Origin of the sequence: Allobosea sp. 47.2.35 (assembly GCF_024655635.1) — a bacterium.
GTDB lineage: Bacteria > Pseudomonadota > Alphaproteobacteria > Rhizobiales > Beijerinckiaceae > Allobosea.
The window spans coordinates 124,922-148,685 of record NZ_JANLGI010000001.1; the positions used below are offsets into that span (position 1 = coordinate 124,922).

25 protein-coding genes are annotated in these 23,764 nt (G+C 67.1%); 6 read left to right on the forward strand and 19 right to left on the reverse strand.

Annotated features, from left to right (window positions below):
- Window positions 1-11 precede the first annotated feature (11 nt).
- The 5 genes from NUV79_RS00620 to NUV79_RS00640 form a co-directional block, all read right to left on the reverse strand.
- The gene (locus tag NUV79_RS00620; protein ID WP_257731150.1) at window positions 12-1,022 is read right to left on the reverse strand and encodes a flagellar motor protein MotA; all 1,011 of its coding nucleotides are present in this window, start codon (window positions 1,020-1,022) and stop codon (window positions 12-14) included.
- Between the two features lie 99 nt (window positions 1,023-1,121).
- A complete protein-coding gene (locus NUV79_RS00625; protein WP_257731151.1) occupies window positions 1,122-1,913 on the reverse strand; it encodes an inositol monophosphatase family protein in 792 nt (263 codons plus the stop codon).
- 93 nt (window positions 1,914-2,006) lie between these two features.
- On the reverse strand, window positions 2,007-2,924 hold the full coding sequence (locus NUV79_RS00630; RefSeq protein WP_257731152.1) for a tetratricopeptide repeat protein: 918 nt from the start codon (window positions 2,922-2,924) through the stop codon (window positions 2,007-2,009).
- Window positions 2,921-3,574 (reverse strand): thiamine phosphate synthase, encoded by a 654-nt coding sequence (locus NUV79_RS00635; RefSeq protein WP_257731153.1) that lies wholly within the window; start codon window positions 3,572-3,574, stop codon window positions 2,921-2,923. The genes NUV79_RS00630 and NUV79_RS00635 overlap by 4 nt, the downstream gene beginning before the upstream one ends.
- Window positions 3,571-4,725, reverse strand: a complete 1,155-nt coding sequence (locus NUV79_RS00640; protein WP_257731154.1) for a benzoate/H(+) symporter BenE family transporter — start codon at window positions 4,723-4,725, stop codon at window positions 3,571-3,573. Before NUV79_RS00640 ends, NUV79_RS00635 begins: the two co-directional genes overlap by 4 nt.
- Window positions 4,726-4,932: 207 nt before the next feature.
- Here NUV79_RS00640 and NUV79_RS00645 point away from each other — a divergent pair, with 207 nt between their 5' ends.
- Complete coding sequence (locus NUV79_RS00645; RefSeq protein WP_374678592.1) at window positions 4,933-6,933, forward strand: PhoX family protein; 2,001 nt, start codon at window positions 4,933-4,935, stop codon at window positions 6,931-6,933.
- 27 nt (window positions 6,934-6,960) lie between these two features.
- Here the strand turns inward: NUV79_RS00645 and NUV79_RS00650 are convergent, their stop codons facing one another.
- From NUV79_RS00650 to tkt, 9 genes are all read right to left on the reverse strand, one after another.
- Window positions 6,961-7,248 (reverse strand): YciI family protein, encoded by a 288-nt coding sequence (locus NUV79_RS00650; protein ID WP_257731155.1) that lies wholly within the window; start codon window positions 7,246-7,248, stop codon window positions 6,961-6,963.
- A gap of 23 nt (window positions 7,249-7,271) precedes the next feature.
- On the reverse strand, window positions 7,272-7,859 hold the full coding sequence (locus NUV79_RS00655) for a TetR/AcrR family transcriptional regulator (RefSeq protein WP_257731156.1): 588 nt from the start codon (window positions 7,857-7,859) through the stop codon (window positions 7,272-7,274).
- 190 nt (window positions 7,860-8,049) lie between these two features.
- Window positions 8,050-9,132 (reverse strand): class II fructose-bisphosphate aldolase, encoded by a 1,083-nt coding sequence (gene fba, locus NUV79_RS00660; protein WP_257731157.1) that lies wholly within the window; start codon window positions 9,130-9,132, stop codon window positions 8,050-8,052.
- A gap of 121 nt (window positions 9,133-9,253) precedes the next feature.
- Complete coding sequence (locus NUV79_RS00665) at window positions 9,254-9,445, reverse strand: hypothetical protein (RefSeq protein ID WP_257731158.1); 192 nt, start codon at window positions 9,443-9,445, stop codon at window positions 9,254-9,256.
- Complete coding sequence (locus NUV79_RS00670; RefSeq protein ID WP_257731159.1) at window positions 9,442-10,635, reverse strand: phosphoglycerate kinase; 1,194 nt, start codon at window positions 10,633-10,635, stop codon at window positions 9,442-9,444. Before NUV79_RS00670 ends, NUV79_RS00665 begins: the two co-directional genes overlap by 4 nt.
- A 9-nt stretch (window positions 10,636-10,644) precedes the next feature.
- Entirely contained in the window at window positions 10,645-11,217 is a 573-nt protein-coding gene (locus NUV79_RS00675) for a putative glycolipid-binding domain-containing protein (protein WP_257731160.1), read from the reverse strand.
- Complete coding sequence (locus tag NUV79_RS00680; RefSeq protein WP_257731161.1) at window positions 11,214-11,657, reverse strand: hypothetical protein; 444 nt, start codon at window positions 11,655-11,657, stop codon at window positions 11,214-11,216. Before NUV79_RS00680 ends, NUV79_RS00675 begins: the two co-directional genes overlap by 4 nt.
- A 101-nt stretch (window positions 11,658-11,758) precedes the next feature.
- Window positions 11,759-12,769: a type I glyceraldehyde-3-phosphate dehydrogenase gene (gene gap, locus NUV79_RS00685; RefSeq protein ID WP_257731162.1), complete on the reverse strand. Its 1,011-nt coding sequence runs from the start codon at window positions 12,767-12,769 to the stop codon at window positions 11,759-11,761.
- 126 nt (window positions 12,770-12,895) lie between these two features.
- Entirely contained in the window at window positions 12,896-14,893 is a 1,998-nt protein-coding gene (tkt, locus tag NUV79_RS00690) for a transketolase (protein ID WP_257731163.1), read from the reverse strand.
- Window positions 14,894-15,238: 345 nt separating this feature from the next.
- On the opposite strand from tkt, the gene NUV79_RS00695 reads away from it, so the two are divergent.
- Together NUV79_RS00695 and NUV79_RS00700 are read left to right on the forward strand one after the other, a co-directional pair.
- Window positions 15,239-15,550 (forward strand): DUF4164 family protein, encoded by a 312-nt coding sequence (locus tag NUV79_RS00695; protein WP_308218141.1) that lies wholly within the window; start codon window positions 15,239-15,241, stop codon window positions 15,548-15,550.
- A 19-nt stretch (window positions 15,551-15,569) separates the two neighbouring features.
- Window positions 15,570-15,938, forward strand: a complete 369-nt coding sequence (locus NUV79_RS00700; protein ID WP_047580412.1) for a cell division protein ZapA — start codon at window positions 15,570-15,572, stop codon at window positions 15,936-15,938.
- Between the two features lie 75 nt (window positions 15,939-16,013).
- Here NUV79_RS00700 and pal read toward each other — a convergent pair whose 3' ends face one another.
- The gene (gene pal / locus NUV79_RS00705) at window positions 16,014-16,529 is read right to left on the reverse strand and encodes a peptidoglycan-associated lipoprotein Pal (protein WP_257731164.1); all 516 of its coding nucleotides are present in this window, start codon (window positions 16,527-16,529) and stop codon (window positions 16,014-16,016) included.
- Between the two features lie 327 nt (window positions 16,530-16,856).
- On the opposite strand from pal, the gene NUV79_RS00710 reads away from it, so the two are divergent.
- Window positions 16,857-17,657 (forward strand): aldolase, encoded by an 801-nt coding sequence (locus NUV79_RS00710; RefSeq protein ID WP_257731165.1) that lies wholly within the window; start codon window positions 16,857-16,859, stop codon window positions 17,655-17,657.
- 81 nt (window positions 17,658-17,738) lie between these two features.
- Here the strand turns inward: NUV79_RS00710 and tolB are convergent, their stop codons facing one another.
- The 4 genes from tolB to tolQ are packed head-to-tail and all read right to left on the reverse strand — an operon-like array spanning window position 17,739 to window position 21,496.
- Entirely contained in the window at window positions 17,739-19,076 is a 1,338-nt protein-coding gene (gene tolB / locus NUV79_RS00715; protein ID WP_257731166.1) for a Tol-Pal system beta propeller repeat protein TolB, read from the reverse strand.
- A 5-nt stretch (window positions 19,077-19,081) separates the two neighbouring features.
- The gene (gene tolA / locus NUV79_RS00720; protein ID WP_257731167.1) at window positions 19,082-20,290 is read right to left on the reverse strand and encodes a cell envelope integrity protein TolA; all 1,209 of its coding nucleotides are present in this window, start codon (window positions 20,288-20,290) and stop codon (window positions 19,082-19,084) included.
- A 34-nt stretch (window positions 20,291-20,324) separates the two neighbouring features.
- The gene (gene tolR / locus NUV79_RS00725) at window positions 20,325-20,768 is read right to left on the reverse strand and encodes a protein TolR (protein WP_374678693.1); all 444 of its coding nucleotides are present in this window, start codon (window positions 20,766-20,768) and stop codon (window positions 20,325-20,327) included.
- Between the two features lie 17 nt (window positions 20,769-20,785).
- Complete coding sequence (tolQ, locus tag NUV79_RS00730; RefSeq protein WP_257731169.1) at window positions 20,786-21,496, reverse strand: protein TolQ; 711 nt, start codon at window positions 21,494-21,496, stop codon at window positions 20,786-20,788.
- A gap of 471 nt (window positions 21,497-21,967) precedes the next feature.
- Here tolQ and NUV79_RS00735 point away from each other — a divergent pair, with 471 nt between their 5' ends.
- Both NUV79_RS00735 and NUV79_RS00740 read left to right on the forward strand, forming a co-directional pair.
- Complete coding sequence (locus tag NUV79_RS00735; RefSeq protein ID WP_257731171.1) at window positions 21,968-22,549, forward strand: hypothetical protein; 582 nt, start codon at window positions 21,968-21,970, stop codon at window positions 22,547-22,549.
- 263 nt (window positions 22,550-22,812) lie between these two features.
- Entirely contained in the window at window positions 22,813-23,748 is a 936-nt protein-coding gene (locus tag NUV79_RS00740) for a hypothetical protein (RefSeq protein ID WP_257731172.1), read from the forward strand.
- The last annotated feature ends 16 nt before the right edge of the window (window positions 23,749-23,764 follow it).

A 23,764-nucleotide genomic window follows, 5' to 3' on the forward strand; every position in this document is an offset into this window, starting at 1 on the left:
GTCCGAAGCCATCATGGTTCGGTGACCTGGTCGGCAGTAAGGCGGTCGATCAGGCGCTTCAGGTCCTTCTCGCGGGCGGCTTGCGCCTCGACCCAGTCGCGGATCATCTGCTGCTCGGAACGCATATGCTGGACGAGCCCCTGGATGCCCTCGGCCAAGTTGGAGAGGGCCTGGGTCGCGGCGCGGTTGTTGGAGGCGCCGTCGGCCATGGCGGCGCTGAGCTGCTCGAAGCGGTCGGCCAGCGGGTTGCCGGCGCCCAGCAGGGTGGCCGGCGCCTCGGGCGTGCCGGTGCGGCTGCCGAGCCAGCTCTCGACCTCGTTGCGGAAGCGGCGCTGGGCCTGCCCGACCTGAAGGTCGAGGAAGCCGAGGATCAGCGAACCGGCGATGCCGAAGAGCGAGGACGAGAAGGACAGGCCCATGCCGGCGAGCGGAGCGGAGAGGCCGGCCTTCAGCTCGTCGAAGAGCACACCGGCTTCCGCGCCGGTGCGCAGCGACTTGATGACGCCGCCGACCGAGCCGACGGTATCGAGCAGGCCCCAGAAGGTGCCGAGCAGGCCGAGGAAGACGAGCAGGCCGCTGAGATAGCGCAGCACCTCGCGTCCGTCGTCGAGCCTGACGGCGATCGATTCGAGCGTCGAGGCCGCCTGGACCGGGGCGAGCGTGCCGTGCTCCAGCGCCGGCAGGACGGAGCCCAGCGGAGCGATGACCTGACCGCGGCGGACTTCGGCGGACGCGGGGGAGGCTGCGAGGTTCGTCGCGGCGCGCGCCTCGCTATGGAGGCGCCAGAGCTCGCGCAGCGCGATCAGGCAGCCGACGAGCAGGGCGCCCAGGATGAGGCCGTTCAGCCCCGGGTTGGTCATGAAGGCATCGACCAGCCCGCGCTGCAGGATGTAGCCGAGGAAGCCGATCAGGGCGAGGAAGAGGACCGCGCGGACGACGTAACGGAGCGGTCTGGAGAAACGGACCTGCGTCCGCACGCTTGCGGCCGTTGCCGGCTCGGCCGCGAAATCCTCAATCGCCATGCGTCGTCTTCCGTTCGCCTCGGAGTGCGGGGAGGACTGTCGCCTCCCACGCCGCCGGGATCAAGCACGAAAGAGCAACAGTTTATTGGCTGTTGGGTTTCACGCGGCAGCGGTCTTGAGCGCCTGGGCGAGCGCGCGCTCGCCGGCCTCGTTGCCGCAGATGATGTCCTTGGCGCTGGTCACCGGCTTGCCGTCGAGCGTGCCGAAGGTGCCGCCGGCCTCGCGGATCAGCACGGCGCCGGCCGCGAAATCCCAGGTGTTGAGGCCGCGTTCCCAATAGGCGTCCATGCGACCGGCGGCGACATAGGCGATGTCGAGCGCGGCCGAGCCCATGCGGCGGACATTGGCGAAGCGCGGCATCACGGCCGCGAGCTCGCGCAGGAACTGGCCGTGGCCGCCCTTGCCGATATGCGGGATGCCGGTGCCGATCAGCATGTCGGCGGGCTCGTTGCGGCCGGAGACGCGCAGGCGGCGGTTGTTGACGAAGGCACCCTTGCCCTTCTCGGCCATGAACATCTCGTCCTTGGCGGCGTCGTAGATCACGCCGGCGATGAACTGGTTGTCGCGCTCCAGCGCGACCGAGATGTTCCAGTGCGGGATGCCGCGCAGGAAGTTATGGGTGCCGTCGAGCGGGTCGATATGCCAGCGGTTGCTCTCGTCGGTGCCGTGGACGACGCCGCTCTCCTCCAGGACGAAGCCGTAACCGGGGCGGGCCTTCTCCAGTGCCTCGCGCAGAATCTCCTCGGCCTTGTGATCGGCCTTGGAGACGAAGTCGCCCGGGCCCTTGGCGAGCACCTGCAGGTTCTCGACCTCGCCGAAATCGCGCTTCAGCGAACGGGACGCCTTCATCACGGCGTCGGTCATCACGGTCATCAGGGGGGAGCGGATCATCGGAAACCTCTTGCGCGCCGGAGAGGCGCGGTGAGCCAGCGGCGCAAGCCTTGCGCCCGGCGAAAATTTAGCGAGCCGTCACTTGCGCGGGTCTTAGGGCGCCGTCAAGACGGCGCTGCTGATCCGGCTGGCGGCCATGCGGGCGGCGCGGGCCTGCTGTTCGGGCTTCAGGCGCTCGAACAGGTCGTCGAGCGCGGCGTCCTTGAGGCCCTGCGCGCGGGCGGAGAGATGCCATGCAGCGGCCTCGATCGTGTCGGGCGCGATGCCGAGCCCGAACTGATAGAGCTTGGCCAGGCGGTTCTGGGCGATCGGATTGCCCTGCCAGGCGGCGCGCCGGAACAAGTTCGCGGCAGCGGTCTCGTTCTTCTCCACGCCGGTGCCGTTGAACAGCATGATGGCGTATTCGACCTCGCCGGGGACATTGCCGGCCGTCGCGGCCTGCTTCATCCAGCGGGCTGCGACCTCTTCGCTGGCCGGCATGCCGCGGCCCTGCTTGGCGAGGATGCCGAGCGCATACATGGCATCGCCGACCTGCGCCTTCGCCGCGATTTCGAGGCTGGCGACAGCGCGCTTGTCCTCGGCTTCCTTGTTGGCCGCGAGCAGGGCGAGGGAGAGATTGTAGTTGGCGGCGGGGTGGCCGGCGGCGGCGGCCTTCTCCAGCAAGCCCCCGGCGCGTGCCGTATCGCGCTTGCCGCTCTTCTCGTCGAGAAGCTGGGTCGCGAGCGCGAAGGCGGCGTTGATGTCGCCGCGCGCCTCGGCCCGCTCATACCATTCCGTCGCGATCTTCTGGTCCGGCGGCACCCCGAGGCCCTGGCGATAGAGCTCGCCGAGAAGCGTCATCGCCGCGGCATCGTTATTGTCCGCCTCGATGCGCTTGATCGCCTCGGTCAGGGCACGGCGGTAATGGCCGGCCTGATAGGCGCCATAGGCCATGTCCGGCGCTGGCGCCGCCCCAACCGGAGCCGCAAGCAGGGCGCCGGCGAGCAGGACGAGCCCGGCCAGCCGTTTCATCGGGCCGCCTTCCGCGCCGCGCAGGCTGCGGTTGCGGCATTGGCGGCTTCAACCAGGGCGCGGATATCCTGGCCTTCCTCGAAGGCCCAGGCGCCGAGCGCCACGAATTCCGCGCCGGTCTCGACCAGGGCCGGGATGGATTCGGCATCGGGGGCGTAGGCGACACAGGGCGTCTCGAAGATCTCGGCCCACCAGCCGGCGCGCTCGATCACGGCCGCCAGCGGCGGCAGCGAGCCGTCCGGGCGGGGCTCGCCGAACATCACGTAGTCGACGCCGGCCTCGCCCGCATCCATGGCGTCGTGGCGGGCACGCAGGCCGCCGATGCCGATGATTCGCTCGCTCTTGAGGCTGGAGCGGGCCTCGGCAACCGTGGTCGGGCCGCCGGTGAGATGGACGCCGTCGGCGCCGCCGCGCGCGGCGACGAGCGCATTGTCCTCGACGACGAGCGCGACGCCATTGGCCTGGACCGGGCCGGCGAGGCGCTTGACGCGCTCGATCCGGCTGCGGTCGTCGCCGGGCGTCAGGCGCAGCAGCACGGCGGCGACATCGCCGCCGGCCATGGCCTGCATCAGGCGAAAGGCCATGGCCTCCGCGTCCGCGACGGGAGGGGTGACGAGCATCAGGCGAGTGGAGAAAGGTTGTGTGGTCATGATTTGCTGCGCAAACGGCCCGCAGCGAAGTCCAATGTCAAGACCGCAAGACCGGCAACGAGGCTCCAGAAGGCCGAGCCGATGCCGAAAAGCGAAAGGCTGGAGGCGGCGACGGCGAAGGTGACGACGGCGGCGAAGCGCTCCTTGTCGGAGGCCATGGCCTGCCCGAGCGCGCCTGTCAGCGAGCCGACGAGGCCCAGGCCCGCCACAGCGACGATCAAAGCCTTGGGCAAGGCCAGCAGCAGGGCGATCAACAGGCCGGTGCAGGCGGCGACGACGAAATAGGCGAATCCATAGAGCACGCCGGCCTTCCAGCGCTGGGCCGGGTCGGGATGGGTATCGCCGCCCGTGCAGATCGAGGCCGATATCGCCGCCATGTTGGTCATGTGGGCGCCGAAAGGGGCGGTCAGGAGCGAGGTCAGGCCCGTCACGAATAGCGAGGGCGCGGTCGGCGGATTGTAGCCGGCGGCGCGCAGCACGGCGAAGCCCGGCAGGTTCTGGGCGGCCATGGTGACGAGGTAGAGCGGGACGCCGATGCCGAGCATGGCGGGAATATCGAAGCGCGGCGTGACGAATTCGAGGCCGCTCAGCGTCATTGCTCCGGCAGGCCAAGCGCTGAGGCCGCCAAGAAAGCTGATCGCGATGCCGGCGACCAGCGCGGCGATGACGCCAAGGAAAGGATTGATCAGCCGCGCCATGAGGAAGACGGCGAGCAGCGGCAGGACGAGGCCGGGCGAGAGCCGCATCTCGTCGAAGACCGCGACGACGAAGCGGAAGATGACGCCAGCGAGCATGGCAGCCGCGACCGGCATCGGGATGCGTTCGATCAGCTTGCCGAGCGGGCGGAAGGCGGCGGTCAGCATCATCAGCACGGCGGCGACCAGGAAGGCGCCCACGGCAGACGCCATGTCGAAGCCGGTCACGGCCGCGATCAGTGCTGCGCCCGGCGTCGACCAGGCGCAGATCATCGGCATGCGGTAGCGCCAGGACAGGAAGAGGCTGGAGGCGCCGGTCGCGAGGCAGAGCGCGGCGATCCAGGAAATGGTCTGGCCGTGCGTGGCGCCCAGCGCCTGCGCGGCCTGCAGGATGACGGCTACGGAGGCGGCGAAGCCGACGAACACCGCGACCAGGGCAGAGAAGACGATCGACATGGTGCGGGAAGCCGGCTGGAACGGAAGCAAGCCAGCGTTGAACCAGAAAACGCGAGACACGGAAAGGGTGGCAGGCGCAAGGCCGGGGCCAGCTTCAGGCACGACGCTTGCCCGAAGATGGCCTGCCGCTGGACGGGGATGTCATGCGGCTGTCAAAGCCTAAGTCTAGCTGCGCATTATTCCAATCCGAAGCGACCGAGGCCGACCATGCGCGACGACGATCACGAATCCACCTTCGGCGCCAGCATGCTGGAGCATGAGGACGCGGAGCCGCGGAACCCGACCGAGAACCCGACGATGGGCGAGTTGATCTCGCAGCGCTTCTCGCGGCGCGGGCTGCTCAAAGGTGCTCTTGCCGTCTCGGCGATCTCGGCGACGGTCGGCACGCTGGCGCTGGAGAGCGCCGCGGAAGCGCAGGCGCAAGGCGCGAAATCGGCCTTCTCCTTCAAAGAGGTCGAGGTCGGCGTCGATGCCGATCACCATGTCGCCGATGGCTACGAGGCGCAGGTGCTATTGCGTTGGGGCGACCCGCTGACGGCCGATGCGCCGACCTTCGACCCGGCGAGGCAGAGCGCCGAGGCCCAGAGCAAGCAGTTCGGCTACAACAACGACTTCGTCGGCTATGTGCCGATGACCGGCGCGGCCGACCCGTCCGCGCATGGGCTGCTCTTCGTCAATCACGAATACACCAACCCGCATCTGATGTTCCCGGGCGTGGTCGAGATGAAGGACGGCAAGCCCGTCCTGAAGAACGCGACCCCGGAGCGCTTCGCGATCGAGGCGATGGCGCATGGCGCGACGGTCGCGGAAATCCGCAAGACCGGCAGCGAGTGGGCACTGGTGAGGGATTCCAAATACAATCGCCGCATCACTGCCGCGACCGAAATGGAGCTCTCGGGGCCGGTCGCCGGCACCGAGCGCGTGCAGACCAAGGCCGATGCCAGCGGCCGCAAGGTGCTGGGCACGCTCAACAACTGCTCGGGTGCGCTGACGCCCTGGGGCACCTTCGTCTCCGGCGAGGAGAACTTTCACGGCTATTTCTCCGGCAAGCTGCCGGAGGGCCATCGCGAGGAGGCGAATTACAAGCGCCTCGCCGTGCCGTCCTCGCCCTATGCCTGGGGCCGCTTCGAGGAGCGCTTCGATCTCGCCAAGGAGCCGAACGAGGCCAACCGCTTCGGCTGGGTGATCGAGGTCGATCCGTTCGACCCGAACTCGGTGCCGAAGAAGCGCACCGCGCTCGGCCGATTCAAGCACGAGGGCGCCGACATGGTCGTCGCCAGGGACGGGCGGGTGGTCGCCTATCTCGGCGACGACGAACGCTTCGACTATGTCTACAAGTTCGTCACGGCCGGCCGGTTCGACCCGAACAATCGCGCGGCCAATCTCGACCTGCTCGATTCCGGCACGCTCTACGTCGCCAAGTTCGCGGCTGATGGCACGCACGAATGGCTTCCATTGGTCTTCGGTCAGGGCCCGCTCACGGCCGCCAACGGCTTCCAGAGCCAGGCCGATGTGCTGATCGAGGCGCGACGCGCCGGCGACCTGCTCGGCGCGACCAAGATGGACCGGCCCGAGGACATCACGCCGAACCCGGTGACGGGGCGCGTCTATGTGATGCTGACGAACAATACGAGCCGCAAGGATGGTGAGGTCGATGCTGCCAATCCGCGCGCCAAGAACGCCTTTGGCCATATCATCGAGATCGCCGAGGCCGATGGCGACCACACCGCGACCAAGGGGCGCTGGGAGATCCTGCTGAAATGCGGCGATCCGTCCGTTGCGGCGGTCGGCGCCAGCTTCTCGACGGATACGACCAAGAACGGCTGGTTCGGCATGCCCGACAATGCCGTGGTCGATTCCGCCGGACGGCTCTGGGTTTCGACCGACGGCAACGGCATCGACGTGACCGGGCGCACCGACGGGCTCTGGGCGGTCGATACCGAGGGCGGCGCGCGCCGGACATCAAAATTGTTCTACCGCGTGCCGCATGGCGCGGAGCTCTGCGGACCGTGCTTCACGCCGGATGACACCACCGCCTTCGTCGCCGTGCAGCATCCCGGCGATGACGGCCCGGACTGGCCGGAGTTCGGCCGCCGCTCCTATTACGAGGACCTCTCGACCCGCTGGCCGGACTTCAAGCCGGACATGCCGGTGCGGCCCTCCGTGGTGGCTATCACCAAGAAGGGCGGCGGCAAGATCGGGGTTTGAGGCGGCGACCCGCCGGCCCGGCGCACCTCAGGCCATGAGGAAAGCGAGCCGGTCGTCGGCGCGGCCCGGCGCGATCTCAAGGATGTCGGCGCTGACGACATCTTCGGCCACGAACGGGTCCTTCTCCACGCGCGCCTCAAGTTCTGCGCGCGTGATCCGGTGGGCGAGGACAACGCCGCCCAGGCCCGGCTTCAAGCTCCCGGTCATCAGGAAGACGCCATCGTCGAAACCACTGCGAATCCAGTCGTTATGAGCCTGCATCAGGTTTGGCGCCTGTGCCTTGTTGGCGGAGAAGCGCAATGTGACGACGAACATGGCGGTGCCCTCGGACAATTGGATCAGATGGTCTGCGGCGGGGTGGCTGGGCATTGTGCGTCGAGCCAGAGATGCATTGCCTGCACCTCTCGCTCGATAAAACCTTCATCGCGCAGGGCGGCGGCGAGGGTCGCGACGCCCTGGCTGCGCATCAGCAGATGCATTGCCAGAGAATCGGCGTCGGCAGAGCGACCGAGTGCGTCGAACTGCCTGGAGAGCCAACTTCGGAAGAGTGCGAAGAGCTCTCCGGCGCGACCAAGGGCGAGATGGTCGAGCTTCGCAAGCTCGCTACACAGAGTTCCCACCGGGCAGCCGTAAAGCATGATCTTCGCGCGGTTGGCGACCAGGATGTGGACGAAGCGGCGGACGCGATCACGCGGCGCCTCCGTCTCGCTCTCCCAATGGGCAAGAAGGGCTTCCGTCTTTTGCAGCCGCAACCCGATCACGGCGTCGAGGATCTCGTCCTTCGTTCTGAAGTGGTAGTAGAAATTGCCGCGCGAGATGCCGATGGACGCCGCAATGTCGGCGAAGGCGGTCGCTCCGAAGCCGTTCTCGTAGAACAGCCGGTCGGCCGTCTCGACGATCTGCTGCCTGGTCGAGGCTGCTGCCATCCTATCCCTCGTGCACGCTACGGCATTCGAAGCGAAATGAATTAGGTCACTTGTCCTAATTGCTTTATTAGGACAAGTGACCTAGAGCGTCAAGCAGGCAAGCCACCATAACGAAAACGCCGCCGGAGGCCCGGCGGCGTTCGCTAGCGTCTTTCGATGTCGTGAGCGTGGTAGCGCTCGCAGCGCTGGTTCAGGCCGCCTTCTTGGCGCCGAAGGTCGGGTCGAGCTCGCCCTTGGCGTAGCGCTTGGCCATGTCGGCCAGCGTGATGACGCGCTTGATCTTCGAGGCCTGGCCGGCGGTGTTGAACTCCTCAAGACGCTGCTTGCAGAGCTTGGTCATCGCTTCCATGGCGGGCTTCAGATATTTGCGCGGATCGAATTCGCCGGGGTTGTCCGACAGGATCTTGCGGATCTGGCCGGTCATCGCCATGCGGTTGTCGGTGTCGATGTTGATCTTGCGCACGCCGTGCTTGATGCCGCGCTGGACCTCCTCGACCGGCACGCCCCAGGTCTGGGGCATCTTGCCGCCATACTGGTTGATGATGTCCTGGAGGTCCTGCGGAACGCTGGACGAGCCGTGCATCACGAGATGCGTGTTCGGCAGCAGCTTGTGGATCGCCTCGATGACATGCATCGCCAGGATCGCGCCGTCGGGCTTGCGGGTGAACTTGTAGGCGCCGTGCGAGGTGCCCATGGCGATGGCGAGCGCATCGACCTTGGTCTCGGCGACGAACTTCACGGCCTCGTCCGGGTTGGTCAGGAGCTGGTCGTGGGAGAGCTTGCCCTCGAAGCCGTGGCCGTCTTCCTTCTCGCCCTCGCCGGATTCGAGCGAGCCGAGCACTCCGAGCTCGCCCTCGACGGAGATACCGCCGAGATGGGCCATGTCGGTGACGGTCTTGGTCACGCCGACATTGTAGTCCCAGTCGCCGGGGGTCTTGCCGTCGGCCTTGAGCGAACCGTCCATCATCACCGAGGTGAAGCCGGCCTGGATCGCGGTCATGCAGGTCGCCGGCTCGTTGCCGTGGTCGAGATGCACGCAGACCGGGATATGCGGATAGATCTCGGTGACGGCGTCCATCATGTGCTTGAGCATGATGTCGTTGGCGTAGGATCGGGCGCCGCGCGAGGCCTGGATGATGACGGGCGCGTCGGTCGCGTCTGCCGCCGCCATGATCGCCAGCGCCTGCTCCATGTTGTTGATGTTGAAGGCGGGCACGCCGTAGTCGTTCTCGGCGGCATGATCGAGCAACTGGCGAAGCGTGATGCGGGCCACGATGGCACTCCCCTTTGGTTCATCGGTCTGAGGGTGGATTTAGTGCGGAAGCGCCAGTCGCGCAAAGCGAAACCGGCGAAAACCTTAAAATGCGAGCGGCGCGCGTCGTTCACGCCGGTGTTCAAGCAAGCCAGCGCGCCCAAGCTTGTTCGGCCAAAGCATGGACGGGTCTGGTCAAAATCAACGCTGCCAGCCCGATAGGCCAGATGCGCGATCCCTGCCAACCCGCGAGATCGGCAAGGCCGAGGATCACGGCCACGGCGAGAAACGCCATGGCCGCATGAAACAGCAGGAAGAAGGCGGCGCGCTTCACGCCTTCCGGAGCGCCTCGACGCCGGGCAGGGCCTTGCCTTCCATCCATTCGAGGAAGGCGCCGCCGGCTGTCGAGACATAGGAGAGGTCGTCGGCGACGCCGGCATGGTTCATGGCTGCGACGGTGTCGCCGCCACCCGCGACCGCAACGAGTTGCCCCGCCTTGACGCGCTTGGCCGCGGCCTTGGCGACGGCGACCGTCGCGGTGTCGAAGGGCGGCAGTTCGAAGGCGCCGAAGGGGCCGTTCCAGACCAGCGTCTTCACCTTGTCCAGGCGCAACACGACATCGGCTGCGCTGAGCGGGCCGGCATCAAGGATCATCTCGTCGGCTGCGACCTCGCCGACCGTTACGACGCGATGACCGGGATGCGCCTTGAACTCGCGCGCGACCAGCGCATCGACGGGCAGGACGATTTCGCAGCCGGCGGCCTTGGCCTTTTCCTCGATCTCGCGGGCGGTGACGACGAGGTCATGCTCGCAGAGCGACTTGCCGACATCGACGCCGCGGGCGGCGAGGAAGGTGTTGGCCATGCCGCCGCCGATGACGAGCACGTCTACCTTCTTCACGAGGTTCCCCAGCAACTCGAGCTTGGTCGAGACCTTGGCGCCGCCGACGATCGCCATCACCGGGCGGGCCGGGTTGTCGAGGCCGGCAGAGAGGGCTTCAAGTTCCGCCTGCATGGTGCGCCCGGCATAGGCCGGCAGGTCATGGGCGAGACCCTCGGTCGATGCATGCGCCCGGTGCGCGGCCGAGAAGGCGTCATTGACATAGAGATCACCATTGGTGGCGAGCGCCTTGACGAAATCAGGATCGTTCTTCTCGTCGCCGGCATGGAAGCGGGTGTTTTCCAGCAGCAGGACATCGCCGTTCTTCGCGGCCGTCAGGGCCTTGGCGACGTCATCGCCGATGCAGTCCTCGACGAAGGTGACGGGGCGGCCGAGCGCCTGCGTCAGTGCGGGCACGACCTGGCGCAGGCTGTTCTTGTCGTCGCGGCCCTTCGGGCGGCCGAAATGGGCAAGCAGCACGACCTTGCCGCCCTTGTCGGCGATCTCACGGATCGTTGGCAGGATGCGGTCGATGCGGGTGGTGTCGCTGACCTTGCCATCCTCCATGGGAACGTTGAGGTCGACGCGGACAAGCACGCGCTTTCCGGCGAGATCGGCGTCATCGAGGGTGCGGAAGGCAGTCATCGGGCTCTCTTATCGGATGCGTTCGAACAGGCTGGGATAATCGACGACGAGGCCGTCCTCGTCGACAGGCAATTCGGCCTCGAAGCTGCCATCGGCCGCCTGGTAGCGGAACAGGCGTGGGGCGAGGCAGGTATAGGTCTGCCGATCGATGGTCGGCACGAAATCGTCGAAGGGGATGTAGAGCATCGCGAAGGTGCGGCTCTGGCCGATCTCCCAACGCTCGCGCCGGATCGGCAGGGTGTTGGTGAAGGGCGAGCCCTGCAGGTCGATGTCGATGCAGTCGTCGAAGGCGGGAAGCCGCGTGCCGGCGGCATCACGCCAGCGGCCGGCACGGCGCTCCATGGCGAGGCGGCGGCCATCGGTCGTCGCGATGGCGAAGCTGGTGACCGCGAAATCCGCTGTGCAGTCGATACGGTAGGAGACGCCATAGGGCGGTTCGCCGCGCTCGCCGATGACCACGGCCTCGGCGCGGATGCCTGATTGCGTCGTGGCGAGCGTGAGATGCTCCAGTCCGACGCCCTCGACCGGTCGCCAGCGCAGGCTGCGCGGCACGGCCAGGAGGGCGACGTCCCGAAAGCTCATCGGGCGAGCAGGCCTCCGAACAGGCCGGGCACGCCGAATTTCAGCACGAGGATGGTGAGGATCACGGTCAGCACGGCCGTGACGATCGCGGTCATGAACAACGTGCCGGCGCGCGGCGTGGCATCGACGCGGTTGCGGAGCGCATTGATCTCGCCGCGGATCGCCGCAAAATCCATGGTGCCGGCGGCGGCGTCGACCTTGTGGGCGCTACGCTCCAGCGAGGCTTCCGCACGGGTCAGCACGGCCTCGTAGCGGGCGAACTTCTCCTCGATGCGCGCCGCCTTCTCCTCGATGCGGGAGAGCTGGTCGAGCTTGCGCGGCTCAGTGACGGGAGCGGCAGTCTCTGTGGCCACGAGCGTGGGGCTGAAGGCGGGGGGCGGCGAAGCGACGGGCGGCTCGGTGTTCGCCGGGGTCACGACGGTCGGCTCGATCTTGGCCATAGGCGCTCCGTAGCTGGGAGGTGTCGGACGAAGCCGCGCTTTGGCAGCGCGGCTTCCCATTGATGGATCATGCCCTCGATAGGGGGCACGAATATGTTGGTTCAGAGCAGCTTGCCCATGGCGACGGCGGTGTCGCTCATGCGGTTCGAGAAGCCCCACTCGTTGTCGTACCAGGACAGCACGCGCACGAACTTGTCGTCCATCACCTTGGTCTGGTCGAGGGCGAAGGTCGAGGAGGCCGGGTCGTGGTTGAAGTCGATCGAGACGTTCGGCTGGTCGGTGACGGCGAGGATGCCCTTGAGCGGGCCGCGCTTCGACGCCTTGATGAGGGCCTCGTTGATCTTCTCGACCGTGGTCTTGCGCTTCGAGATGAACTTGAAGTCGACGACCGAAACATTCGGGGTCGGCACGCGCACGGAGGTGCCGTCGAGACGGCCCTTCAGCTCGGGGATGACGAGGCCGATCGCCTTGGCGGCGCCGGTCGAGGTCGGGATCATCGAGAGCGCGGCGGCGCGGCCGCGATAGAGATCCTTGTGCATCGTGTCCAGCGTCGGCTGGTCGCCGGTATAGGCGTGGATCGTGGTCATGAAGCCCTTGTCGATGCCGACGGCGTCATGGAGCACGCGCACGACCGGAGCGAGGCAGTTCGTGGTGCAGGAAGCGTTGGAGACCACGAGGTGGTCCTTGGTCAGCTCGTGCTGATTGACGCCGAAGACGACGGTCAGGTCGGCGCCGTCGCAGGGGGCCGAGACCAGGACGCGCTTGGCGCCGGCGGCGAGATGGGCCGAGGCCTTCTCCTTGCTGGTGAAGAAGCCGGTGCATTCCAGCGCGATATCGACGCCCAGCGCCTTGTGCGGCAGGTCCTTGGGGTCGCGGATCGCGGTGACCTTGATCGGGCCGCGGCCGACATCGATCGTGTCGCCGGAGACGGTCACGGTGCCGGGGAAGCGGCCGTGGACGGAGTCGAAGCGGAAGAGATGGGCGTTGGTCTCGACCGGGCCGAGATCGTTGATCGCCACGACCTCGATGTCCTTGCGCTTCGACTCGATGATCGCGCGCAGAACGTTGCGCCCGATGCGGCCGAAGCCGTTGATCGCCACCTTGACCGTCATGTCTTCCTCTCCTTCGCCGAGCGTCCGGCGTAAGCCGTCGCTATCCACGCGGGCAATTCGGCCAAAGAATGGCCGAACGCAAGATGTCTTTCGGGAAAATCAGCCCTGCCTGCGGCAAACAGACCGTCAGGCGTTGTGCTTCTTCATCGCGGCGTCGGCGATCGCCTCCGCCGTGATGCCGAAATGCTTGTAGACCTCCTTGTAGGGGCCGCTGGCGCCGAAGGAGTTCATGCCGATGAAGGTGCCGTCATGGCCGATCACGGCATCCCAGCCGAAGCGCACGCCGGCCTCGATCGCGATCTTGACCGGGGCCGAACCGATGACAGCAGCCTGCGTGGCCTCGTCCTGCTCGAGGAAGAGTTCGAGCGAGGGCACCGAGACGACGCGGGCGCGGATGCCCTTCTCGGCGAGCAGCTTGCGCGCGGCGACGGCGAGTTCGACCTCGGAGCCCGAGGCAAAGAGCGAGACCTGGGCCTTGCCGCCCTCGGCCGCCAGCAGCTCGTAAGCGCCGGTGGCCGAGCGGTTCTTCGCGGTGGCGTCGGTGCGCAGCTGCGGCAGGTTCTGGCGCGAGAGCGCGAGGACCGTCGGGCCGTCGGTGCGCTCCAGCGCGGCCTGCCAGGCCTCGGCCGTCTCGATTGTGTCGGCCGGGCGGAAGACGCGCATGTTCGGCATGGCGCGGAGCGAGGCGACCTGCTCGACCGGCTGGTGGGTCGGGCCGTCCTCGCCGAGGCCGATCGAGTCATGGGTCATGACATAGACGACCGGCAGGCTCATCAGCGCGGCGAGGCGCATGGAGGGGCGGGCATAGTCGGCGAAGACCAGGAAGGTGCCGCCGCCGGTGCGGAAGCCGCCGTGCAGCGTGATGCCGTTCATCGCGGCGGCCATGCCGTGCTCGCGGATGCCGTAGCGGACATAGCGGCCCTTCGGGGTCTTCGGGGTGAAGTCCTCGGCGGCCTTGGTGCGGGTGTTGTTCGACGGGGTCAGGTCGGCCGAGCCCATCACCAGCTCCGGCATGATCGGGGTGATGGCTTCGAGAGCCAGTTCCGAGGCCTTGCGGGTGGCGACAGCCTGCGGCGCGGCGATCAGCGCCTTCTTGTGGGCGAGGATCGCCTTGTCGAGCTTGGCCGGGACGGTGTGGGCGAGGCGGCGGTCGAATTCGCCGCGCTTGCGCTCGGAGAGGGTGGCGAAGCGCCCGTTCCAGTCCTTGTGGGCAGCAGAGCCGGCGGAGCCAGCGGCGCGCCAGGCCTTGAGCGTGTCGGCCGCGACCTCGAAGGCGCCGCCGGTGATGCCGAGCTTCTGCTTGGCGGCAGCGAGTTCCTCGGCGCCGAGCGGCTCGCCATGGGCCTTGGAGGTGCCGGCCTTCTTCGGCGCGCCGAAGCCGATCACGGTCTTGCAGGCGATCATGGTCGGCTTGTTCGACTTCCGGGCGCGGTTGATCGCGGCCTCGATCGCATCGGGATCATGGCCGTCGACGCGCTCGGAGCGCCAGCCGCAGGCCTTGAAGCGCGCGACCTGGTCGACATTGTCGGTGATCGAGAGCGGGCCGTCGATCGAGATGCCGTTATCGTCCCAGAGCACGATCAGCTTGTTGAGCTTCTGGTGGCCGGCGAGCGCGATCGCCTCCTGGCTGATGCCCTCCATCAGGTCGCCGTCGGACGCCAGCACATAGGTGTGGTGGTCGACGACCTTCTTGCCGAACTCGGCGGCGAGCATGCGCTCGGCCATCGCCATGCCGACGGCGGTGGCCAGACCCTGGCCGAGCGGGCCGGTGGTGGTCTCGACGCCGGCGGTCATGAAGTTCTCGGGGTGGCCGGGGGTCTTCGACTCGAGCTGGCGGAAGGCCTTGAGGTCGTCGAGCTGCATGCCGGGCGCGCCGGTGAGATAGAGCAGGGCGTAGAGCAGCATCGAGCCGTGGCCGGCGGAGAGCACGAAGCGGTCGCGGTCCGGCCAGCGCGGATCGGCGGCGTCATACTTCATCACGCGGGTAAACAGCACGGCGGCGATGTCGGCGGCGCCCATCGGCAGGCCGGGATGGCCGGACTTGGCCTTCTCGACGCCATCCATCGCCAGGCCGCGGATGGCGTTGGCGAGCTTGTCGTGCTGGGCGCGATCGATGGTGGTCATGATGATCTCACAGGGCTCCGTCGGGCGGGCGGGAGGACCGGGCCGGCCTGCGCGACAGCGGGCCGGCGAGGGGGAAGGCAGTCTTGCCGCCGCTTGCGGCAGGCTTGGAAAGGACGGGGTGGATTAGGCCCGCCCCTCCCTGCGAGTCAATTCGCGAAACCCTGCTTTCGGGGTCGCAGGCAACGCTTTTGGTCGGTTTTCCGCAGGCGGCGCTTCAGCCCCGCCCGGCAAGCCGTTGCGAGGACGTGTTTACAGGCTGCGAGATCGATTCCTGTTTTCCGGCGTTCTGCTGTAAATTGCGGCACGAATCGTGTGAGCCGGCTTCGATCTGAAAGGAGAGCGACGGTGGCGAGCCTGATGCTGGACAATGCCCTGGCCCGTCTCGATACGGCGCTCGGACAATTGGAGGCGGCGGCGCGGCGGCGGGTCGAGGCTGAGCGTGGACGTGGCAACCTCGAAACCGAACTCGCCCTGATGCAGGACGACCGGGCGCGGCTGGCGGCCGAGCTCGACGGCGCGATGTCGCGTCTCGGCCAGGTCGAGACGGCTGCGGCCGATGTCGACCAGCGGCTGGAGCGGGCGATGAACGTCGTCGGTGCGGTGATCGCGCGGGTGGAGGCGCAGCAGCCGCCGGAGCCCGAGGCAACGCAAGGCTAGAACAAGGACTGGAGCTCGAATGCCGCAAGTCAACGTCATGATTTCCGGGAAGGCCTATCGCATGGCCTGCGGGGAGGGCGAGGAGGCCCATCTCGAGGGGCTCGCCCGGTTCTATGACGAGAAGATCGGCGAGATGCGGCAGGCCTTCGGCGAGATCGGCGACATGCGGCTGCATGTCATGGCGGCGCTGATGGTGGCCGACGAGGTCCATGAACTGAAGCAGCGATTGGCGAAGCTGGAGGCCGATCTCGCGGCGACGCAGGGCAATGCCGGCGCCGCCGACGAGCGGCTCAGCGAGGTCGAGGACCGGGCGGCGGAAGCCCTGGTCGCGGCGGCCGAGCGGATCGAGGGCGTGGCGCGCAGCCTGATCCCGACCGCGGTGGGGTGATCGCGCCGTTCAGGTATGAAAAAGGCCCCGGATGTCGCCATCCGGGGCCTTTTCTTTTGTCTCTACGCTGGGCGATCAGACGCCGGGCGCGCCGCCGGCGCCGTCCAGCACCGTGACCGAGCGACGGTTCTGCGACCAGCAGGAGATGTCGTTGCAGACCGCGACCGGGCGCTCCTTGCCATAGGAGATGGTGCGCATGCGGTTGGCCTGGATGCCGCGCGAGGCGAGGTAGTCGCGCACGGTCTGGGCGCGGCGGGCGCCGAGCGAATAGTTGTACTCGCGGGTGCCGCGCTCGTCGGCATGGCCTTCGACGGTAAAGCTGTAGCGCGGGTAGCGCTGCAGCCAGCCGGCCTGCTTGTCGAGGGTGGCGGTCGCGGTCGAGGTCAGGTCGGTCGAGTCGGTCTCGAAGAAGACGCGGTCGCCGACATTGACGACGAAGTCCTGCGCGCTGCCCGGGGTCGCGGCGCCGCCGGCACCGAAGCCCGAGCCGTCGGCGTTCTGGTCCTTGGCGCAGGCGCCGAGCGCGAGCGTGGCGGCGATGGCGGCAGCGAAACGGACGGCACGGCCGCCGGAAACGAAAGTGGTCAACATGGCTGGACTCCGGGCAATCGAATTCATGTGGCGGGGCACTTCGAGGAAGGCTTCGCGATGCCTCATCAATGAAGTGTCAACCTAAACGAGACCTTGCCAAATCAGGGCGAAGTGGCGGCATTGCGGCTTATGGTTAACCAATTATGGCGAAAGGCTACTCCGGGAGGAGCTGTGGTGCGGCGGACACATCCGCGCTCACCCGTGAAAGAAGCTTGCAGATAGCCCGGCCAATTGCAGCGCCTGTTTCGCCGGAAGGGCTCTATCGTTCCCTGAGCATCGGCTCGATACTTGCTTCTTTCCCGTCTTTTCCTTCGACCGGAGATCGCGATGGCCCATTCCCTCAAGTCCGGCACCGCGAACGTGACGCCGCTTCGTGGTCCGAACCAGCCCGATCTCGATTCCGATATCGTCTGGGAGGCGCGCCGGGACCTTGCCGCGACCTTCCGGATGGCGGCGCGCTATGGCTTCGAGGAGGGCATCTGCAACCATTTCTCGGCGCTGGTGCCGGGCCATGACGACCTCTTCATCGTCAATCCCTATGGCTGGGCCTTCCGCGAACTGACCGCCTCGAAGCTCCTGATCTGCGGCTTCCACGGCAATGTCGTCTCGGGCGAGGGACAGCCGGAGGCGACGGCCTTCTACATCCATGCCCGCATCCACAAGAACATCCCGCGCGCCAAGGTCGCCTTCCATACGCATATGCCCTATGCGACGGCACTCTCGATGACCGAGGGCGATCCGCTGATCTTCGCCGGTCAGACGGCGCTGAAGTTCTACGGCCGCACCGTCGTCGACCGCGACTATAACGGTCTGGCGCTGGACGAGCGCGAGGGAGACCGCATCGCGGCAGCGGTCGGCGATGCCGATATCGTCTTCATGAAGCATCACGGCGTGATGGTGCTCGGGCCGAATATCGCCGAGGCCTGGGACGATCTCTATTATCTGGAGCGGGCCTGCGAGGTGCAGACGCTGGCGCTCTCGACGGGGCGGCAGGTCAAGCCGGTCAAGCCCGAAATCGCGGAAGCCGCCTATCGTCAGATGCGCGAGGGCGATCCGGAATCGGCGCGCCTGCATCTCGCCTCGATCCGCCGCCAGCTCGACGCGGAGGAGCCGGTCTATCGCGATTGAGCCGGCAGGATCGCCAAAGAAAAAGCCGCCCGGAATGTCGGGCGGCTTCGAAGAGGATGTGGCTGACGAGCGCCTTGCGCCTCAGCGCTGGCCGCTGAGCAGCGGCGACCAGGTCGGGTCGGAAGCGAAGGCCGGGGTCGGCACGGGCACTTCGACGCGGCCGGTGATGTCGACCATATAGAGCTTGCCGCCGGACTGGCCGCCCGGATCGCGGAAGAACATGATGTACTGGCCGTTCGGCGCCCAGTTTGGGGCTTCGTTGTGGAAGCCCTCGGTCAGGATGCGCTCGCCCGAGCCGTCCGGCCGCATCACGCCGATGGCGAATCCGCCGCCGCCCTGGCGGGTGAAGGCGATGAGGTCGCCGCGCGGCGACCAGGACGGCTGCGAATAGCGGCCCTGGCCGAAGGAGATGCGCTGCCCCTCGCCACCGCCAGCGCCCATCACATAAAGCTGCTGCTGGCCGCCGCGATCGCTTTCGAAGACGATGCGCGAGCCGTCCGGCGCATAGGAAGGCGAGGTGTCGATCGCTGCCGTCGAGGTCAGGCGCGTCGTCGAGCGCGAGCCGATATCGATGGCGTAGAGATTGGCGTTGCCGCCCTGCTGGAGCGAGAGCACGACGCGCTGGCCGTTGGGCGCAAAGCGCGGGCTCGAGCTCATGTCGGGGAAGTTGCCGACGATCTGGCGCTGGCCGGTCTCGATGTTCAGGACCTGCACGCGCGGCTGCTCGCCCAGGCGCTGGGTCATGAAGGTCACGTCCTGCGAGACCGGCGAATAGCGCGGCGTTACCACCGAGGTGTCGCCATTGGTGAGGTAGCGCACATTGGCGCCGTCCTGGTCCATGATGGCGAGGCGCTTGCGGCGGGTTTCCTTCGGGCCGGATTCGTCGACGAAGACGACGCGGGTGTCGAAGAAGCCGCCGAGGCCGGTGACCTTCGAGAAGATCGCGTCCGAGATGATGTGGCCGACGCGGCGGGCATTGCTCGGGTCGGTGAAGTACTGCTGGCCGTCGGTCTGCGTGCCGGTGGCGACGTCCCAGAGCCGGAACTCGGCGCGGATGCGGCCGGCTTCGCGCGCGACGCGGCCGGTGACGAGGGCCTGTACGCCCGCCGCCTTCCAGGCGTCGAAACGCGGAGCGGCATCGAAGGGCGGGTTCGCTTCCGGGAAGCGGCCCTTGTCGACGGGCGTGAAGTAGCCGCAGCGCTTCAGGTTGTTGGTGATGACGCCGGAGACGAGCACGCCGCCCTCGCCGCCGAAATCGGCGATGGCGATCGGCATCGGCTGGAAGGCGCCGCCGCGCAGGTCGATGACGAGTTCGGCCTTGGCCGCGGCGGGCACGAGCAGCGCCGCGCCGGCGGTGGCGAGGAGGCGGCGGCGCGTCGGCGCTGCCGCGAGGAAGGGGAGGGGGGTACGGTCGATCATCGGGGTCACATGACGTCCCTGGCGTCGAAATTGACGACGACATCGCGCCAGTCGTCGTAATAGGAGGCGAACTGAGCCGGGATGCGCAAGGGCGCGCAGCGGCGGGTGGCGGTCAGCGCCGAATCGGCGGCGACGCGGAAGAGCGGGTCCGCGGAGGAGTTGATCACGCCAGGCTGGCCGATGAGCGAGCCGTCCGTGTTCAGCTTCATCCGCACGGACGGCACGACATTGCCGCTGCCATGGGCGTTGGCGAGCGCGATCGGCACGTTCCAGCACTTCAGGAGCTGATCCTGGATGATGCCGATGAGCTGGGCCCGGAGCGAGGGGCTGAGCTTCTGCGAAGAGCCACGCTCGGTGCCCAGCGAGGCCGTGCGGTTGACCTGCGGCGCCGAGGAGCCCGAGGACTGCGCCTTCTCCTTCGACTGAAGCAGCTTGGCGATGTCGCTGGCGTTGAAGTTCTTGGCGATCTCCGCCTCCTTCTTCGCCTTGGCCTCGGCTTCCTGCTTGGCCTTCACTTCGGCTGCGATCTTGGCTTTCTGCTCGGCCTCGGCCTTCGCCTTGGCGGCAGCCTCCGCCTTTTCCTTCGCGGCTTTCTCCGCTTCCGCCTTGGCGACAGCTTCTGCCTTGGCCTTCGCATCAGCGGCGCGCTTGGCGGCCTGGGCATCGGCTTCCGCCTTGGCCTTGGCGGCGGCCTTCGCCTCCTCCTCGGCCTTCTTCGCCTTGGAGGCGAGCTCGGCCTCCTCGGCGAGCTTGGCCAATTCCTCGCGCTTCTGCTCGGCCTCGCGGGCGGCGGCGGCCTCGCTCTTCTGCGGCGGCTGCTTGGCGGGCTCGGGCTGCTTGGCTTCGGGCTTCGGCGGCTCCGTCGGGCGGGCCGGCGGCGGGGGCGTCGTGGCGTTGTTCTCGGCGGTCTTCAATTCGGGCGGGCGCGAGGGCGGGGCCGGCGTATCGGCCTTGGCCTCGCCTGCCTCTTTGCGCTCGACCGTTTCGGACTGGCGCTCGGCGCGTGGGGTCGGCTGGGCCTGGACCTTCTCGGCGCTGCGCTCGCCGCGCGTGACCTGGTTCAGCGCGCTGGGGTCGATCACCTCGACGGCGATCGCCTCCTCGTTATCCGGCAGCGGCGCAGGCGACGAGAACGCCAGCAGCCCCGCGACGAGGAACGTCGCGTGGCCGAGCGCCGACACCAGCATGCCAGGTTCGGAGGTCGAAAGCTTCACGCCCTTAACGTCCTTACTCTCTAACTCTCAGCTCTCAGCGGCTCGGCTCGGTGACGAGCGCGACCCGCTTGAAGCCGGCGGCGGTGATGGTCGACATCACCGAGGCGACACGGCCGTAATCGACCTGCTTGTCGCCGCGAACATAGACGCGCTCGTCGAAGCCCTGCTTGGCCAGGCCCTGGAGCTTGGCGACGAGGTCGGGCTCGAGCGTCGGCTCGTCCTGCAGGAAGATCTGGCCCTTGCTGTCGATGGCGATGGTCAGCGGCTTCTGGTCGACATTGATCGGCTTGGCGCCGGTCTGCGGCAGGTCGAGCGGGACGCCGGTCGCGATCAGCGGCGCGGCGACCATGAAGATGATGAGCAACACCAGCATGACGTCGATGAACGGCGTCATGTTGATCTCGGCGATGGCGCCGTGGCGGCGTCCGCGCCGGCCCCGGCGGCCGGAACCGCCCTTTGCGCCTGAAGCGGCTGACATACCCATCGGTCAGCTCCTCACGCTGCCATGCGCTCGTCGATCTGCCGCGACAGGATCGCGGAGAACTCGTCGGCGAAGGCTTCGAGACGCCCTTGCGCCTTGGCGACCTCGGACTGGAGCTTGTTGTAGGCCATCAGCGCAGGGATAGCGGCGAAGAGGCCGATCGCGGTGGCGAAGAGCGCCTCGGCGATGCCCGGCGCGACGACCGCGAGCGAGGAATTCTTGGAGACCGCGATCGCGGTGAACGAGGTCATGATGCCCCAGACCGTGCCGAACAGGCCGATGAAGGGGGCAGCCGATGCGATGGTCGAGAGCACGAGCAGCCCCGATTCCAGCCGCTCCGTCTCGCGCTGGATCGTGACGTCGAGCACCTTGTCGATGCGCTGCGAGAGGCTGGCGACCGAACGCCCGCCATTCTCGAAGGAGCGCTTCCACTCGCGCATCGCCGCGACGAAGACGGCGGCCATGTCGTTGACCGGCTTGCTGGCGAGGTCGCGATAGAGCTCCTCGAGCGAGCGGCCGGACCAGAACACCTCCTCGAAGGCGTCCATGTCCTTGCGCGTGCGGCGATAGAGCAGGGTCTTGTCGACGATGATCGACCAGCACCAGACCGAAGCGGCGAGCAGGCCCATCATGACCAGCTTGACGACGATGTGGGCGTGCCAGAACAGCGTCCAGAACGACATGTCGATCTGCGGCGCGGCCTGCGCGACGTCGGCGGGGTTCATCCTGTCATCCTTCTCACCCAGGCGGTACGGCCGATGCTGGACTCCACTGGCTCCAGCCCCGGCCCAAACCCCGCCGCTTGCGTCGCGGGAGACCCACGCCGCCGCCCGATCCGCGATCCGGGGAAATGCCGTATCCCTCCAATCGCGCGTGAATCCGGCGAAAGATGGGCCGAAACTGGGTTTCCCACGGAACGCATGCTCCAGAGCGAGTTAAGCATCCGGCAAGGTTAATGTGGGGTATACGCCGGAGATGCGGCGTGAGGCGCGGCGGCGAAAAAGCTGCGGGCGCCCGCCGAACGCTCTCTCGAGCCTTTGGGCTCCACCGAGGCCGTGCGTTCCCTGCCGAGGCCGAGCCGGAAGAATCTGGCTGAAACCGTCTGCGGAAAGGTCTAGGAATCCCTGCGCTGTGGTCATCCGCGGCACGATGCCAGACTTGAACCGAAACTGCTTTTTTGAGTGGAGAGGTTTCCTATGTCGAAGCGTATTGGTCTGATTGTTGCCATATCGCTCGCAGCGGCTGTCGCCGGTTGCGCCACCTCGCCAGAGATCACGACACGTACCGTCATTGTTGCCGGCGTGGGGCCGGTCGAGATCGAGCGACTCAATGTCCGGGTTGTCTCGGTCGACGCACCTAATCGTAGCGTCCTGGTCGAGCAGCGCGGCTTGCGCTGGCTGGTCCATGTTCCTCCTGTCTTTGGTAATCTCGAGAATGTCCGCGAAGGCGACATGGTCGAGATCAACCGCGTCGAGGGCGTCGTTGTCGAGGTTCGACCCAACAGGCGGGGCTCCAAGCCCGGCATCACCTATACCGAGACGGCGAGCACTCCAGCCTTCCAGAACCTGCCGGAGCGGTTCGTCACGCGTTCGCTGACATTGACCGCGCGCTTCGAGAGCTTCGATACCGCCAACAGCACCGTCAATTATGTGGGGCCGCTCGGACCCCGCACGCTCACCGTGGCCGACCCGGCCGTGAAGGAGCGGCTGCGGCGGTTCCGGCGCGGGGACATGGTCGATCTCTCCTTCGAAGAGGCGTTCTATATCGTGCTGCGATAGGGCTCCGCTCGCATCGCGTCTGTTCGATTCTCCGAAACGCATAGCCCGCTCCGGCAGACCGGGGCGGGCATCAATTGCGGCGCACCATGTTGCTGCTGCCGGGTGGAGATTAGGCACTAGCCGAGCGGCGATCCGTTTCATTCAAAACTTAAAAGCAGAAACGTATGAGCCGGTAGCAGTCTTCGCAAAAACAATGCTCTTGACAGAAATTTTCAATTTGCAGATCTGTGCTGGCCTTCAGGACAGGAAGGCCAGTTAAAACCATGAAATATTGCTCATATGTGGGCTCCGGCCCTTATTGCTACGCCAATTCATTTTCGATGATGTTCGGGGAGGCTTCGCTATCGCCCGCCGTCATTGAGTTCGCGACGGGAAGTCCTTTCGGCATGCAGTTGCATGGCGGGGCGATGCCGTTCTTCGACCCCTATGGCTGGACACCGGAAGCGGGTTTCGAGGATGCGCTTGCCGCCATGGGCTGGAGCTCCGCCGTGATGCGAGGGGGCAGCGAAGCAGAGGCGCTTTCCCGGCTCGTGGATGCACTTGCCGCAGGACCAGTCTGGGCCGGCCCGCTCGAAATGGGTCATCTGCGACATCAGCCGGGCATGCACGGAGCGATCGGGGCCGATCACTACGTTGTCGGGCTCGCCCTGCGCGACGGCATGATCGAGATGCACGATCCGCAGGGCTATCCGCATGCAACCCTGCCGCTTGCCGATTTCATGGCGGCGTGGCGCGGTGAGACGGTGGATTACGGCGAGCCCTACACGATGCGGACGGGTTTCCAGCGCGTCGAGACCGTGCCGGAGGACGAGGCGATCCGGCGAGCGCTTTCCGCCGGCATTCGCTGGCTCGCCATGGATCGGGATATGCAGCCGCAGGCGGGGACGCTCGGCAACGAAGCGGCGGCGCTCGCCTTGGCGGAGCGGGTTGCGGCCGGCTGCGACGACGACCTCAGGGGGCACCTCATCCACTTCGCGGTGCGCGTCGGCGCGCGGCGGGCTGCCGATGCCGCGCGCTGCCTGACACGGATCGGGCTCGATGAAGCTGCCGGGATCATGGGGCGCCAGGCGCAATTGATCGGCGCCTTGCAACATCCGCTGGTCGCCCGGGATGACGCTACGGCGGCGGCTCATTTGAGGGCGCTGGCGCCGACCTATCGCGAATTGCTTGCGGTGCTGGAGCCCGTCGTCGTTTCATAGCGAGGCGACCGCCAGA